General features: G+C 46.1%; 11 protein-coding genes and 2 riboswitches. Of the genes, 5 read left to right on the top strand and 6 right to left on the bottom strand.

The features are described 5' to 3' along the window. The first annotated feature begins 4 nt into the window (after positions 1–4). The 3 genes from EYR25_RS03620 (at position 5) to EYR25_RS03610 (ending at position 2,920) form a co-directional block, all read left to right on the top strand. Positions 5–1,342, top strand: coding sequence for a Na+/H+ antiporter NhaC family protein (locus EYR25_RS03620; RefSeq protein ID WP_133178580.1), 1,338 nt, complete (start codon positions 5–7; stop codon positions 1,340–1,342). A gap of 163 nt (positions 1,343–1,505) precedes the next feature. Continuing rightward, positions 1,506–2,198 carry a hypothetical protein gene (locus tag EYR25_RS03615; RefSeq protein ID WP_133178579.1) on the top strand — a complete coding sequence of 231 codons (693 nt, stop codon included), beginning with the start codon at positions 1,506–1,508 and terminating at the stop codon, positions 2,196–2,198. A gap of 11 nt (positions 2,199–2,209) precedes the next feature. After that, positions 2,210–2,920: a 23S rRNA pseudouridine(2604) synthase RluF gene (locus tag EYR25_RS03610; protein WP_133178578.1), complete on the top strand. Its 711-nt coding sequence runs from the start codon at positions 2,210–2,212 to the stop codon at positions 2,918–2,920. 172 nt (positions 2,921–3,092) lie between these two features. Here the strand turns inward: EYR25_RS03610 and EYR25_RS03605 are convergent, their stop codons facing one another. Continuing rightward, positions 3,093–4,550, bottom strand: coding sequence for an OmpA family protein (locus tag EYR25_RS03605; protein WP_133178577.1), 1,458 nt, complete (start codon positions 4,548–4,550; stop codon positions 3,093–3,095). Positions 4,551–4,984: 434 nt separating this feature from the next. Here EYR25_RS03605 and EYR25_RS03600 point away from each other — a divergent pair, with 434 nt between their 5' ends. After that, positions 4,985–6,022, top strand: a complete 1,038-nt coding sequence (locus tag EYR25_RS03600) for a hypothetical protein (RefSeq protein WP_133178576.1) — start codon at positions 4,985–4,987, stop codon at positions 6,020–6,022. A 524-nt stretch (positions 6,023–6,546) separates the two neighbouring features. Here EYR25_RS03600 and EYR25_RS03595 read toward each other — a convergent pair. The 3 genes from EYR25_RS03595 to gbpA all read right to left on the bottom strand — a co-directional run bounded on the left by EYR25_RS03595 (position 6,547) and on the right by gbpA (position 12,097). Then, entirely contained in the window at positions 6,547–8,703 is a 2,157-nt protein-coding gene (locus tag EYR25_RS03595) for a S46 family peptidase (RefSeq protein WP_011623769.1), read from the bottom strand. 226 nt (positions 8,704–8,929) lie between these two features. After that, positions 8,930–10,105, bottom strand: a complete 1,176-nt coding sequence (locus EYR25_RS03590) for an aromatic amino acid transport family protein (protein ID WP_165953543.1) — start codon at positions 10,103–10,105, stop codon at positions 8,930–8,932. A gap of 561 nt (positions 10,106–10,666) precedes the next feature. Continuing rightward, positions 10,667–12,097: an N-acetylglucosamine-binding protein GbpA gene (gene gbpA, locus EYR25_RS03585; protein WP_425057217.1), complete on the bottom strand. Its 1,431-nt coding sequence runs from the start codon at positions 12,095–12,097 to the stop codon at positions 10,667–10,669. Between the two features lie 152 nt (positions 12,098–12,249). After that, positions 12,250–12,345, bottom strand: a riboswitch (cyclic di-GMP riboswitch). Between the two features lie 212 nt (positions 12,346–12,557). Further along, positions 12,558–12,661: riboswitch (yybP-ykoY riboswitch) on the top strand. 85 nt (positions 12,662–12,746) lie between these two features. Between gbpA and EYR25_RS03580 the strand changes: the two genes are divergently transcribed. Continuing rightward, positions 12,747–13,304, top strand: coding sequence for a TMEM165/GDT1 family protein (locus tag EYR25_RS03580; protein WP_133178573.1), 558 nt, complete (start codon positions 12,747–12,749; stop codon positions 13,302–13,304). Between the two features lie 65 nt (positions 13,305–13,369). On the opposite strand, the gene katB is transcribed toward EYR25_RS03580, so the two are convergent. Beyond that, positions 13,370–14,830, bottom strand: a complete 1,461-nt coding sequence (gene katB, locus EYR25_RS03575) for a catalase KatB (RefSeq protein WP_133178572.1) — start codon at positions 14,828–14,830, stop codon at positions 13,370–13,372. 344 nt (positions 14,831–15,174) lie between these two features. After that, positions 15,175–15,420, bottom strand: coding sequence for a YgjV family protein (locus tag EYR25_RS03570; protein ID WP_023268386.1), 246 nt, complete (start codon positions 15,418–15,420; stop codon positions 15,175–15,177). Positions 15,421–15,465: the final 45 nt, after the last annotated feature.

The raw sequence follows: 15,465 nt of genomic DNA, 5'->3' as shown, positions 1-15,465 counted from the left end.
TACATTGAGTCAATTAGCCCAAACCACTGCACCAAGTAGCCCGGCATCCTTTATTGCCCTGTTACCCTTATTTGTTTTTTTAAGTCTGTTTATTGGCGCAGGCGTCTATTTCCAAAGCCAAGGTGTGGACTTTGCCTTCTATCAATTACCGAGTGTGATTGCCATTCTGCCAGCCATTATTCTGGCCTTGGTATTATCAAAACAAAAACTCAATCAAGCGATTGATACCTTTATCGGCGGCATTGGCCACAGCAATATTATTGCTATGTGTTTGATTTACTTGCTGGCTGGAGGTTTTGCTGCGGTCGCAAAAGCCACCGGTGGTGTCGATGCGACCGTTGCCTTAGGTTTATCCCTTATTCCTTCAAACCTATTACTGCCCGGCTTTTTTGTGATTGCCGCTTTTATTGCCACCGCAATGGGCACCTCAATGGGCACTATTGCCGCCGTGGCACCTATCGCCTTAGGCGTTGCCGATCAGGCACAAATTGATTATGCCCTGATGGCAGGCGCCGTGATGTCTGGCGCACTGTTTGGCGATAACCTCTCGATTATTTCGGATACCACTATTGCGGCCACTCGTACTCAAGGCTGTGATATGAAAGATAAATTCCGCGAGAACCTGATTTTTGCAATCCCGGCTTCACTGCTCACCTTTGTTGCCTTTGTGATTGCAGGCCAAGGCCAAGCCGATCTAGCCGCTCAAGATATAGACTTTATCAAGGTGATTCCTTACCTGACGATTCTGGTATTAGCGGTCGCAGGGTTAAACGTGTTCGTTGTCTTGACCTTAGGCATTCTGCTGGCGGGCGCTGCGGGATTCCTGACCATGGACTATGGCGTTATCCAATTTGGTAAGGATATCTACGCGGGCTTTAGCAATATGCAGGAAATCTTCATCCTGTCGATGTTAGTCGGTGGTTTAGCCGCGCTGATGCAGCAACAAGGGGGTTTAGCCTTTGTAAGCAAACAGATTGAAAAGCTCATCACCCGTTTCTCAAAAGCTCAAGGTGAAGCCTCATGCCGCGCGGCTGAATTAGGCATGGCAGGGATTGTAGCCGTCACCAACAGCTGTGTTGCCAATAACACAGTGTCTATCGTTGTGACGGGTGATATTGCTAAAGATCTGGCAGAAAAACATGGTGTTAGCCCTAAGCGTGCAGCCAGTGTACTCGATATCTTTGCCTGTATTATCCAAGGGTTAATCCCCTATGGCGCCCAAGCACTGCTGATCGCTTCAACCTTTAGCATCACACCGCTGGCGGCCGTATCCCACGCTTGGTACTGCATGATCCTAGCGGCTGTCGCCATTGCAATTGTGATTTTCCGCAAGCGCCACTAACCTAATTCGATTATCGATAACACCAAGGGAGCCATTCGCTCCCTTTGTTTTTATCTGGGTAATCATATGAATCTCGCCTAGACTTGCCTTCATTCGAGGATTCAGGCAAGTTACACGCGATTGTTCGCCATATTTCGCCCTATACATTGAACTCAAAATCACAATGAATCTGCAGCATGAGCCCAGTTTTTACGACTTACATCGCCTAATCACTTGGTTGATTGTGGGCGCTGCGCTGCTGAGTGCCACCGGGGTTATCATAGCGCTTTACGCCGAATATCAAGTTGTAGGCACTCCCGCCCTGTTTATGCGTGCCGATTTTCTCGGTGACTATATCAACTCGCCCCTCGCGTATGTGTTTAACCTCGGCTTACTCGCCGCGGGGATTTGTATGTTGGTCTCTATGGCTGGGCTCTACTTACTTAAACTCGACACCTTTAGCCAATATATTGCGCTCACTGGCGCCTGGGTTGGCACCTCGGTGATTTTGATGGGGATTTTCCCGATTAACTTTTTGACCATGCACAGGCTGGTTTCGACGAGTTATCTGTTAAGTACGCTAACCCTGCATGCCTTGGTGATTATCGCAGGAATCGTGCCTAAACTTATCTGTCCAAGACCTTTGTTTTACTTGAGCTTATTAAGCTTTATCAGTGCCATTAGCCTGAGCTTACAACTGGATTGGAGCCAACTGGACTTCCCGCCCTGCGATACGGGCAATCACTTCTGTTTTGTTGCCGCCAATATGTGGCTGCAAACAAACCTTAATATTATTTGGTGCTTAAGCCTCGCATTTGCCATGCGTCGTTTATCCAAAATCCTGTATCATCGCGCCCAAGTCCATCACCCGTTTTAGCTTAGTCATTTATGCGTCTTGCCAAATACCTTGCCCAATGCGGCATTAGTTCACGCCGTGAGGCCTGCCGCTTGATTGAGGCCGGACGCATCAGCCTCAATGGCAAGATAGCCAAGCATACCGATGCCGTGCATTTCGATGCTGACGGTCACTGTCTTGATAGCCTCTGCTTAGATGAAAAGCCTATATCGGGCACCGAAGCGCTTACTTATTGGATCTTCAATAAAGCTGTAGGCACAGATTGCCGTTTGTTAGACGCCGATAAATCCAGTTTGCTGCATTTACTACCAACCACACCAAGACTCTACCCTGTGGGCAGATTAGACAAGGATTCCCGCGGTTTATTACTGCTGACTAACGATGGCGAACTCACCCATAAACTGATGCACCCCAGTTTTGCCCACAGTAAAACCTATCACGTACAACTCGATAAGCCCTTCAACGATGCCTTTATCGAGCAAATGGCCAGCGGCGTGCAATACAAAGAAGTACGCACACCCCCCTGCCAAGTCACACGGTTAAGTGCAGACCGTTTTGAAATTGTGCTGACCCAAGGGTTGAATCGCCAAATTCGGCGCATGTCCAACGCCTTAGGCTATAAGGTGATTGACTTGCAACGCGTCGCGTTAATGACATTAACCCTAGGATCCTTAGCCGAAGGCGAAATGCGACCACTCAGCCCAGAGGAAATTACAGCGCTTAAAGCCGCTGTGACGATTTAGTGAGGATAAGTGGTGAATACCCTTAAGCAGCTAACCTCAATTTGAGACAAATGCCTGCGCGAACAATATCTTCCAATGAGCGCCAATAAGCGCCGATGAAGATAGAAACGCCTGAGATGACTCAGGCGTTTTTGATGGAACGAAGATAGCCTTTCAAATTATTGAAATTTAGCTACTTTTTATCGGAACGAAGCACTAACTCCACTCTGCGATTCAATTTTTGTCCGGCATTATTCGTGTTGCTGGCCACAGGGCTGTATTCCCCGTTACCGTGAGCGGTTAATTGGGCCGACGGAATTTTAAACCCGTCACTCAACTGCTTAATCACAGCTGCGGCGCGGCGCTCCGACAGGCTTTGATTGTAACTCCGCTCGCCCTTGTCATCGGTATGTCCGACCACATAGAAACTCAGCGTGGGGTTCTGCTTAAGATAGCTCGCGAGGACCTCGAGTACTGGCTTAGACTCAGGTAACATACGCTCACTGTCATAATCAAACAACAATCCCTCTAACGTCGCCTTACCTGTTTGGCTAATCGCATCGGTCAAGGCATCGAGGTCGATCGCCACACGATCATCCTTCAGAGTAGAGAGCTCCATTACCCTGAGCGTAGTATCGGCAGGTGTGCCATCGAAATAACCTTGGGAATAGATATCGAAGTAAACATCGCCCTTGGCGTGACTCAGCTTAAACAGCTGATACTCCTGCCATTCGTCTTCTTTATCGTCCTTGATTAATTTGATGGCATTGATCAGGTTATCATCGTCGCCGCAGGCCGTACCTTTACAGTGGAACACCCGCTCAGCCTGCAGTTTTTGTGCTGCTGCGGCATAATTGCTGTTGATTTCAAACAACGAGTAGCTTTCAGGCATGTGATACGTTATTTGGGTAAGCTTGGCGTTCAGCGGTTTGGTTTGATAATCGGCGCCCGTCATCCCCACCAATACGGGTACTTGGGTAAAGTTAGTTTGTTTGTAACTTGAAATATAACTGCCGGGCATACGCCCCAACAAAGGATGGTCGGTCGCGCCTTGAGCGTCATCACTACGCCTATCTTTAATCTCAACGTCCTTCGGCGCCTGCTGTAAAAAGTCACCATTCGCTTGGATCAAATCCAGCGGCTCAGGGATAGCGTCGAGGATATCGACCTGTAGATAGGTGTACCTATCCTCCCGATTGACGACATAGATACTGGTGTAAACCTCACCGCGAGTACCTTTCAGTTTTGCCGCCACGTAAGCACTGTGATAGTCGGCATTCACACTTTTAAGTGGCTTTAGCTGAGTTTGCATGGTTTGACCATCACCGCAGGTGGCGGCCTTGCAGCTAAATAACACTTCAGCATTCAGTTTTTTAAGCTGTGCCAAATAGTTATTGATCACATGCTCGGGACTATACCCCTCTGGCAACTCAACGCTTTGTCGAGTCAATTTGCCCGATACAGGCAACAGAGTGAACTTGTCACCATTCACTGCGGTGATAAGCTCAAAGGGCGTATAGTGGATGCGCTTTTCTTCAGGCGATTTGGCGTCAGGGAAGGGAGTAAACAGTGATTCGGCATTCACCGCAAAAGTGGCGATACCGCAGGTCGCAGTCAAAAGTACAGTACTCAATAACGTCTTATGTCCCATAAAAAATCCTTTTCTGTAGGGAAAGTTAGCCCTCGCAAACCAACTAACTAGATAAAAAATAGTGACGGGATAATACGATAAAATTTTTTACCTAGGTATTAAACGACATAAAAGTAATACTTTTTATTGAAAAGGAAATACGAAAATACTGAGATACCCAGCTTTTAATAGCGTGGTAATAACCTCCATCTATACTTAATTCAGCATTGAAAAAGCCTTTATATTTCGCGCCTTGCAGAGCTCAGATAAGCCTTGAACGCTCCTTTTAAATCAATTCCTAAAACCATTTTTCGACTCTGATGCAGCCCTTCGATTTTTTCGCTTAATATTCAAATCACTTTACAAAAATGTGTTGTAGATAAATCAAAAGTGCATTATGTTATTGATTTATAATTGATGATACTTGATTCGCATACCCCATTAGGAAGCAAGTAATGAATTTATATAAATATCGATACTCACATTCTAAGAGTTACATAAAAGCCCCTAACAACCATTGGAAAGCTATGAATTTCAAAGGTGAGGTTTATGAGGCTTCCTTCTATGAAATGATGATTTCCAATATTGAAAGCTTATCAGAAAATACCGTAAAGATAATTTCTAAAGGCCCGTATACACCAAAAAATAATAAATATCTGAAGACAGGATTCTACTGCGACAACCTAGGTCGATTTATCTATAATAGCGACAGAATCGCAATGGCCGAATTTGATTGCATTAAAATAGATGAATATTCTCTATCGTTCTACGAGTGTACTCTTACGCAAAAGCCTGAAAATTTAAGAAGCTTGAAAAAAGAGTCTCTACGGAAATCAAAGCTCCTAAAAAGACTATTTCCAAACAAAAAAATTTTGTGTGTTGTTGTCAGTAATAATGAGACATCGTTAAATTTCTTTAAGAATAAGAATGGTTTTTCTACCCTTCATTATGATTTTGATGACATAGATTTATGGAACTTAGCAAGTAATAACAAGCCAGAAAGTATAGCTTGTGGACTTGCTATGCTGCCACCAAGTAGTTTGAATGAAAAAACAATTGATTTTTCATATCTTGAAGAGTTTGAAAAAATATCATCAACTTTCTCTAAAGATGGTTCTTTATCATCTATTGAAGACGACATAATTTCAAATGACGGCCTTTTTGAAAGGCTTTATTGGGGTAAAGTTAAAACTGAGGATCTTAAAGCCAAAGATATTAATTTAAATTCTGATTTTGTGATTATTTCAGTTAACTTTAAAAAAATTAAACCTAAAATCAGATACTACTATGTAAATAATAAAGATAAATCGGTATATGAAGCTTTAAGCAAACCTAAAAAATTGAATGCTATGAAATCAAGTCGTTCAGAAATAATGAGAATCAATGAAAGCTTGCCAATCAGGTCGGCAAGTGACCTGCTGCAGCTTGAGATGGAAATTATTGAATGGCATAACAAAACATTACAGCGGACAAACCGTCGTAATACGATGTAAATTCATACAAATTTTAATCTGATATTTTGTGTTTTAGTTTATTGTTTTAACACAAAAACACTCCCAAACATGATACGTATGTCTTTAAGACTTACAAACTACGCCAATGCTAGAAAGGTGCTCCATGGTAATTAGCGAGACGACCGTCCGCCCCATGGCAGCTCTTTGGCATCCATGCCATCGCGGCATTCGTGAATCCATTCACATCAGACGGGCGGCCCTACATCCACGGATGGACTTGAACAACATCCCTGTTTATCGGCCAGTTCGCCATCAATGGCTCTCGTTCATAAGCTTAGAAACCCTAGGTTTCTATTCACCGTGTCGGTGAGCGAATACCATGGCTCGCCTAGCAATACTGTTTTCAACAATCATCGGCAAGTCATTACATACAAAAAAGCGATAAACCACATTGGTTTATCGCTTTTTATTGTCTTGCGATCGCTACCTATTTATCACGTAACTCATATGGCATAAGCAGCTTAGCAATCATATTCGCAACATCAGTGCGATGCGGTGATGGATTACTTAACGATTTCCATCTCGGCTAACAGGTTGTCGGCATTATCTAAATACTTCATCACCCACAGCATATAACGGCTATCGACTTGGATTGAGCGGTTGATGTTGTCGTCGTACGCCCAGTCACCGATGATGCTTTCATATACGCCATCGAACAGTAAACCCACTAACTCGGCGCGGCCGTTTAGGGTTGGAGAGCCAGAGTTACCGCCAGTGGTGTCTAAGGTCGACAGGAAGTTTACTGGCACAGAATCGATGGCTTTCACATAGAAATCACCGTATTGCTTCTGCTTGATAAGCTCTAACTGCTTTTTCGGCGCATCGAATGGGTCAACGCCAGTGTCTTTTTGCACTATGCCTTCGAGGCGAGTAAAGGGCTTAGCCACTAAACCATCTTTAGGTTCATAACCTTTAACATGGCCAACGGTCACCCGCAGGCTAGAGTTCGCATCGGCGTACACTGGCTTACCTTGCTCACGGTTATAGGCGATGATGGCATCCATATATTGCGGACGTACTTTCATCAGCTCGCCATCTAACTCTTTCTCTTTCTTCTCTTCGCTCATGTTGGTGTCATACATGGCCACGGCGAATTGAATAAAAGGATCCTTAGAGGCTTTGAAGTCATCAACGGATTTTTCCATCCATGCTAAACGCACATCTTTGTTACCCAGCTCGGTTTTGGCGTACATTTTATCTAATGTTTTCGCCAGTTTAGCTTCGTTAACCTTTTTATCGATACCAAAGGCTTTATCCATAGCTGGTAAGCGCTGCGCCTCAGGTAACGCGGCATAACGTTTAAGCATATCCAAGAGTACGGCCTTATCTACACTTGGCGCATAACGGCGATCGATACGTTCCATGCTCGCCTTGAAACGCGTCATATCACGGTCTTGGAAGCCGGGTTCGCGTTGCATATCAGGCAGTTGCTTCTCATGGGCTAAACGGTACAGATTGGTCGCCGTTGGCACCATAGTAGTGTTGCCAATGTAGCTTAAAATCATATCCCGTTCTTGATGGGCTTTGCTCTTGGCGATCAGCGCGTCTAATTCACTTAAGGTTTTACCGTATTTGGCTTCGCGGCTGCTGTCTTTAGCAATCCATGCGGCGAGCTCGGCTTCACGGGCCTTGCGGTCGGCTAACATGGTGGATTTGCCATAAAACTCAATCATCGAGGTGAAGTTTTTAGCGTAGTTCGCTAAGCCAGCGATTTGGCTCTCGTACTTAATGCGCTCGTCGCTGCCTTCTGGCGCCGTTTCTTTGATGATTTCAATAAAACGTTCGCGAAGCATCTTGCCTTCTGGGTAAGCCCATTCGAACTGATTTTGCACTTCGTTCGCGGTGCGGTATCTGTTGGTACGGCCGGGGTAACCCGCCACCATCACAAAATCCCCTTCACTCACGCCTTTGGCCGAAACTTTTAAGAAGCTCTTAGGCTCGTACGGCACGTTGTCGGCGCTAAATTCGGCAGGTTTACCGGTTTTAGACACATAGGCGCGGTAGAAGGAAAAGTCACCCGTGTGGCGCGGCCACATCCAGTTATCGACATCGCCGCCGTATTTACCAACGCTGCCCGCAGGGTTATAGACTAAACGTACGTCGCGGATTTCTAACTGTTTTACCAGATAATATTCTAAGCCACCGTGGAAGCTATACACTTGGCAGCGGTAGCCTTCGTCCTTTTCACACTCGGCAACGAGTGCTTTTTCTTGGTTCTCAACACCTTGATAAAACTCACGGCCCGCTTTGTTTTCAAGCCCAGCGTTGACGCGCTCAGTCACATTGGTCACCTCTTCGGTAACATAAACGCGAGAACCTGGCGCTGCGGGTAATTCATCGGCAAAGGTTTTAGCTAAGAAACCGTCCTGCAACAGGTTTTTCTCTGCAGTCGAGTTATATTGAATCGAACCATAGGCACAGTGATGGTTTGTCACCACTAAGCCTTTTGGCGATACAAAGGATGCCGTACAGCCACCTAGGCTGATCACGGCATTCATGGGGAATTCGGTCAGTTTGGAAATCGATTTCGCATCAATCTCTAAGCCTTTCGCTTTCAGCTCATCGGCCATTGCGGGCAATTGGTGTGGCTGCCACATACCTTCATCGGCATGGGAGGCAAAACTCGCCGCCACGGCAACTGAGAGTAACCATTTTTTCATTATCTTAAGTCCGTTTTAGGTGAAGAAAGCCGAGCGCTTGCGAGGCCATTTCTTATATTTATTGGGATAACATGCCGCTTTGATTAATGCTAAAAAGCAAAAAGTCAGGCACAGGGCCTGACTTTAGCATATCGCATGCACTCAATAACAGAGTTTGAAAAACTCGCTTACAAAGCAAATACATTCACCATCATTTACCTACTTAAGTACGCAAAATGACTTTAGCTTACAGCGCGACAAATAACTGAGCGCCGATAATCACCGCGCCTAGCAGACCGGCAATGCCGAGGGTAAATGCCCCGCCAGACACTTGGTATCCCTGCGGCGCAGTTTGGCGCTGACGCAGTGCCATCACAATCGGCAGGAAGATAATCATCACCACCAGCGGCACAGCGGCGAACCCTAATACGGCAACAAAACCTTCGGGGACATAGAGCGCACATAACAGCGGTGGCACAAAGGTTAATAACCAAGTTTGGGCGCGGCCGAGGAAGGTCTTCTTCGCGCGGGTCAGTTCGGCCACAAAATCGTACAGGCTTAAGGTTACCCCGAGGAAAGAGGTGATTAAGGCTAAATCCGCAAACAGCGAAATACACTTGCTGATCCAAGGCGTGTGGGCAATCTCTTGTAATGCACTGATAAGCGCAGGTAAAGAGCCATTAAAGCTGCTGATTTCGGTGCCCCCCACTGTGCCTAAGGTCACCACTAACCAGAAGATATAACACGCGAGTGGAATGGTTGAACCAATTAGCAATACTTTGCGCAGCGACACAGCATCGCCATCTAAATAACGCACTAAGGTCGCGATACACACGTGGAAACCAAAGGAGGTAAACACCACAGGAATCGCCGCCATCCAACTGCTGGTCATGGACTCGGCCACCGCACTGGTTGCCATACTCGAGATACTGACTTCTGGTAACAAAAACAGCACAACCACAATCAGTAATAAAATCATCAGTGAAAACAAGAAACGCGATGCTTTATCGACCCAAGCCACACCTAAGGCCGCAAATCCACCCAGCACTAAGGTAAACAGCACCACCGCCAGCTGGTTGTCTAACACGAGATCAAACATATTTTTGGCTTTAAGCACTAACAGCGATGAGCCGCCTGTCAAATACGCCGCCGTTAAGGCAAAGAGTAAGCTGAGAAAGGAGGCGCCTTGCACCATTTGGCCTTTCTTACCGAGGAGTTTGCCCGTGATGGCATGGACGTTATCACCGACGCCGGAGCGCAGGTTAATCTCAAGCATTAACAATGAGGTATAGGCTGACAAACCCCAAATTACCACCATTAACAAAATGGCTGGCACCATGCCTAAAGCGGCCGTGGCTAAGGGTAAGGCTAACATTCCCGCGCCAATTGCGGTCCCCGCGACAATGGCTATCGAGCCTAACATTTTTGAATTCACACAATTATCCTGTTCAAGTATTAATTATTATTTTTTAAGGTTTTTTGAGTAGATTTGAAGGATAAAGCCTTGCGCACTCTGTGATTAAGCCAACAACAATCTCAAACGAAAGCGTCACTAAACTTAAAGCATCCAATCCGATCTCAAAGAGCAGATCAATTGGCCCCAATAGCTTTTGAATATTTCAACCCAGTCGCCATTGAGGCTAACTAAATCGTTTGCAGAAAAGTGACATTAATTTCAACCGTGATTGCCTTAGCAAAGCAGCGACATCGCGCGTAATAGAAGATAGCTAGGGACATTAACAGAGCCTATCCCAGCGGGCAAGCCAGTTATAGACAAAGATGACATCGCTTTGGCTATCCGAAGGGGAAATGTGAGTAAAAGATAAAAAATCGAGGCGGATCTGTTATCAAAACAATAAACCCTGCAACACCTGTGGCATTGCAGGGTTTATCTATTGGCTTTGCGATTCGCTCACGGGGATCATGGGATTGCTCAATGTCGCGGAGTAACACGACTCACAATCCCTCATTCCCTGTTAACAGGTTACAGTTCAGTCCAAGCCATAGTCCAAGAGTCGCCGACACCCGGTTCGAATCCGGTTGCCGTTGGCGACCATTGCACGCAATAACCGCTATAGGGCCAAGGTTTACATTGGTAGACTTTGCCGGTTTTAGGTTGCAGTACTTTGGTACCCGCGACATAGTTTTTAATGCCCTCGGGGAAGACAAAGTCGGCATCGGGAGCAGTGGCTTGATCTTTTAAGAACAGATCGAAGTTTTGCTGGATAACCTCACCTTGCTTAGGCTCGCCCTTCACCTGTAAGTGATAATGGCCCGCCTTTGGCGCGACAACATCAAGCACTAGACTCGCGCTCGTATTATTGACCGCTTGCGTCACATATCCTGCTGCCGTGCCATCGTGGCTAAACAGGTACGCCGAGACCTGCATATCGGTATTAGTGCTAACATCGAAACTGACCTTTGCGGCACCATCGACAATAGTGTAGTCATCGGCCAGTGACGTAACATCGAGCTGATTGCCCGGCGCAGGCGCAATATCAAAGCTCACCTCCACTCGCTCTAGCCCCGAATTTGGCGCGGAATAAATCTCATTTTTACCGTAAACGGGCGAGATCACCCCGGTAGCATTCTTCTGACCAGCCTTAAGTTGTGGCTGCTGGGCATTAATGGCACTGGCTAACAGGAATGGCCAATTTTGCTTGGCGCCTTGGGTGGCATCGGCAATGGTTATCTGAGTTTGCTTGGCAGTTTGCTCACCGTTGGCGTCAAACACCCGCGTCATCACCTTATCACCCGCCTTAAGATCGAGTGACGGATTGATATCACCAATATCGGCCCATTCACCGGGTACAACAGGACCTGAACTAAAATTCACATCAATGGCATTGTAGAAGCTGTTAGTGGTGTCACCCACTTCCCACACGGCCAAAATCACGTGATAACCGGTTCTGTCTTCAGGCACATAACAGTTATGTGTCACTAACTTAGGCGGTTGCACCATGCCACCGTCGACCACACAGAAGGGGGCTAAGTCAAAGCTTGCTCGACTCAACGCTTGGTTTTGATCCCAACCTTGGCGAGTTAAATAGTAACGCCAATTGCGGGTCACATGGTTAGCGGTAAACTGCCAAGAAAAGTCATTCCAACCCGCTTTGATATCGCGCTTAGACCAACGAGTTGGGCTCTGCTCATCCAAGGGAGAAAACGCCCCGTTGGCTGCGCTGGCAATTTTACCGTCTGCCGGGCCTGATTCAGGAAAACCTGATGGACCTTCAACACTTTGCGGCTCCCATTGAATGGCGCCACAGTTTAAATTGCTGCCAGTTTTACAGGCGTACGAGCGTGACTCTGGTGATACTACATAACCGTGGGCCGACGCCGTTTGGCTGACGAGCGCACTCGTGGCGCTTAAAGCTAAGGCAATAAGACTTAATTTGAGTTTAGCGTTTGTCATTGGTGAAAAAGCAGTTTGATGTTCCACTTTAATGTACTCCGTAGGGTGCCTTTCTCAACGAGATTGGCATAGGTATAAAAGTGGTATTTGGGCAAAACAGCATTAAGCAAAGCCGTTTATTTTTCAAAGAATTGAAAGCATCGGCTCAATTCTGAGGCAACCCCGCTATCTTAGTTACAACATCCCTTTACAACCTTAGACCGGAGGCTTTGCGTCCTAATTTTTCAATTAGTTTGCCAAATACGGTGGATCTTAATTCAAGTTAACAATATGTAACTTAAAATTAAGACAGGGTTAACCTAACAATAAAAGACAACGTTGTCAAAAATTAAAACCTTTAAATTCAATTGATTACAGAATGTTCGGCGGTAATTTTTTGGCACCTGTCAGATTTTATGCTATTCAGCTTGACGAGTTTAACCTTGAAACAGACTCTTACTTGGGTATAATGCCCTCCTCGCTTCGGGGGAGTAGCTAACTGGATTTCGAGCCATCGATATTCAGGGTGAACATCAACATACTTGGCAGCATGCCATGGTGTTCACAGCAAATCATCGATTTGTCCTGCAAGACCTGAGCACAGTAACCGCACCTAGGGGTGGACGGTCTATTGTGCTTATGTCAAAAACCACCCCTAAAAGGATCACACTTGGAAGCGTTACTCGCCTCAACCTTTACGGTTGCCATCGCCGAGATTGGCGATAAAACTCAACTGCTTGCCCTATTGCTCGCTGCAAGATTTAAAAATAAAACCGCGATTATCTTGGGAATTTTACTCTCGACTCTGTTTAATCATTTTGCCGCCGCTTGGCTTGGGCAATGGGCGATTAACTGGGTAAGCCCAGATGTTGCACGCTACTTGGTTGCCGCTTCCTTCTTTGCGATTGCGCTATGGGTGTTAATCCCCGATAAAGTGGACGCCGAAGAAAGCCGCTTCTATAAGATGGGGCCTTTTATCGCGACCTTTATTCTGTTCTTTATTGCCGAAATGGGCGACAAGACTCAGATCGCGACTGTCGTGTTAGCCGCTAAATACGATGCCTTAGCCATGGTGGTTGCAGGTACCACTTTAGGTATGTTGCTGGCGAACGTCCCAGTGGTTATTGCAGGGCATTTTAGTGCCGAAAAACTACCAATGAAGTGGATCCACCGGGGCTGCGCGATTTTATTCGCCCTGCTCGGCGTTGCAACCTTTATGGTTAACTAGTTGATAAAATGAAGATAAACCAAAAGGCCAGTGATAACACTGGCCTTTTTATCGGTTAATTAAGCTTATAACCCGAGTGCAGTTTGGATCCGTTGACCGTAATCCGCATCGGCCTTATGGAAATGCGCCAGCATACGTTGCTGCACATCCAAACTCGCTTGACGCAGTGAGCCTGAAATCGTTTCCACTAAGCGCGCTTTCTCAGCTTCGCTGAAGATGCGATACAGGTTACCCGCTTGCGTGTAATCATCCTGATTGTAACGGCTGTAACGCGCTGCTTCGCCATCTAAACGCAGTGGTGGCTCGGCAAAGTTAGCCGGTTCAACTAAAGCTCCCGCTGTGCTGTTTGGACCATAGTTAGCCGCGGCATCGCCACCGGTTTGGCTACCGTGGTAAGGGCATTGCGTTCCCGCCATAGCGCCAGCACGTTGGTGGTGATTGGCTTTAGTCGCATGTGGGCAGTTTACTGGTAACTGGTTGTAGTTCGCCCCAATACGATAACGCTGCGCATCGGCATAGGCGAATAAACGTGCCTGTAACATCTTATCTGGCGATGCGCCTACACCTGGTACTAAGTTGCTCGGTGCTAATGCCACTTGCTCGACTTCGGCAAAGTAGTTTTGCGGTAAACGATTTAGCTCTAACACACCAATTTCAATTAACGGGTAATCGCCATGTGGCCACACCTTAGTTAAATCGAATGGGTTGATATGGTAAGTATTTGCATCGGCCTCAGGCATGATCTGCACGTTCACTGTCCAACGTGGGAAGTTGCCATCGGTCACTGCCACTACCATATCGCGCTGGGATGAGTCAGGGTCAATACCCTTTAACTTATCGGCTTGCTCGTTGGTTAAGTTCACCACACCTTGCTGCGATTTGAAGTGGAACTTCACCCAGAAACGCTCACCTTTAGCATTCCAAAACGAGAAAGTATGCGAACCATAACCATGCATTTGGCGGTAGTTTGCCGGAATACCACGGTCAGACATCAGAATCGTCACTTGGTGCATGGCTTCAGGGTTTAATGACCAGAAGTCCCACATAGCTTGTGGATCTTTAAGGTTCGTCAATGGGTTACGCTTTTGGGTATGGATAAAGTCTGGAAACTTAATCCCGTCTCGCAGGAAGAAAGTCGGCGTGTTGTTACCCACGATATCGTGATTACCACGGGCGGTATAGAAGCGCAGACCAAAACCACGGGGATCACGCTCGGCATCGGCAGAGCCCATTTCACCGCCTACGGTAGAGAAGCGCACGAAGGTTTCAGTTTGCTTACCAACACCGTTAAAATGGTCAGCAATGGTGTATTCGCTTAAGTCTTTGGTCAGGGTGAAAGTACCGTATACACCTGTGCCTTTGGCATGCACAACACGCTCAGGGATACGCTCACGGTTAAAATGTGCGAGCTTTTCAATTAAATGCCAATCTTGCAGTAGTAAAGGACCACGCTCACCCGCTGATAACGAGTTTTGATCGTCAGCAATCGGGGAACCGCTTTGGCTAGTTAAATACTGTTGACTCATATCTTGCTCCTTAGTCTTTTCTGGTATTAATCCAAGATTCAATTAAATCGAAAATAGTAGCCATGGCTTATCTCCTTGGCGGACGACGTTTTGTCGATGGGATTAGAATAGAGAAAAATTAAAATTGAATAAAACGATTAATACAGATTCAAACAATCTACATTTTAGATTAATAGAGAGTATTTAGAGCATTCGGGGGAGTAACGCTCACTCCCCGAATGTGATGAAAGAGCCTGCAACAGAATAAAGATTATGCCCGATGTGAAACGAATCAACTTGGCAAAAATGAAAACTCGAACTTAAAACAAGCTAAGAATACTTACATTGATTCAAAGACATAAATATTAATCGCTGGCAGAAGCCGCCTGCTCACGATAGATGACGACCAAATAATAGATATCGATTAACACAATAAAAAAGTTAACAGCCGCCACCGGGTAAGCTTGTATCGCTATCCCATAGGCAACAAAAAGCATCGCACCAAACAAATTCAACCAACGTAATTTTTTGATGTCAGACATCATCAAAGAGATGGCTACCACCACAGACGCTAAATAACCAACCCATTCCCACATCATTGCACTATCCATATCACATCCTTTTTATCGATTGATACAACAGAAACAGGTTGGTTG

This window comes from Shewanella decolorationis (assembly GCF_004354305.1).
In the GTDB taxonomy this organism is placed as follows: Bacteria; Pseudomonadota; Gammaproteobacteria; order Enterobacterales; family Shewanellaceae; genus Shewanella; species Shewanella decolorationis.
This window is presented reverse-complemented; position numbering and strand designations above follow the sequence as displayed.

Excerpts from the sequence above, each read along its gene's own strand:
- EYR25_RS03615 (WP_133178579.1), top strand. The coding sequence starts at position 1,506 with ATGAATCTGCAGCATGAGCCCAGTTTTTACGACTTACATCGCCTAATC.
- EYR25_RS03610 (WP_133178578.1), top strand. The coding sequence starts at position 2,210 with ATGCGTCTTGCCAAATACCTTGCCCAATGCGGCATTAGTTCACGCCGT.
- EYR25_RS03605 (WP_133178577.1), bottom strand. The coding sequence starts at position 4,550 with ATGGGACATAAGACGTTATTGAGTACTGTACTTTTGACTGCGACCTGC.
- EYR25_RS03600 (WP_133178576.1), top strand. The coding sequence starts at position 4,985 with ATGAATTTATATAAATATCGATACTCACATTCTAAGAGTTACATAAAA.
- EYR25_RS03595 (WP_011623769.1), bottom strand. The coding sequence starts at position 8,703 with ATGAAAAAATGGTTACTCTCAGTTGCCGTGGCGGCGAGTTTTGCCTCC.
- EYR25_RS03590 (WP_165953543.1), bottom strand. The coding sequence starts at position 10,105 with ATGTTAGGCTCGATAGCCATTGTCGCGGGGACCGCAATTGGCGCGGGA.
- gbpA (WP_425057217.1), bottom strand. The coding sequence starts at position 12,097 with ATGACAAACGCTAAACTCAAATTAAGTCTTATTGCCTTAGCTTTAAGC.
- katB (WP_133178572.1), bottom strand. The coding sequence starts at position 14,830 with ATGAGTCAACAGTATTTAACTAGCCAAAGCGGTTCCCCGATTGCTGAC.
- EYR25_RS03570 (WP_023268386.1), bottom strand. The coding sequence starts at position 15,420 with ATGGATAGTGCAATGATGTGGGAATGGGTTGGTTATTTAGCGTCTGTG.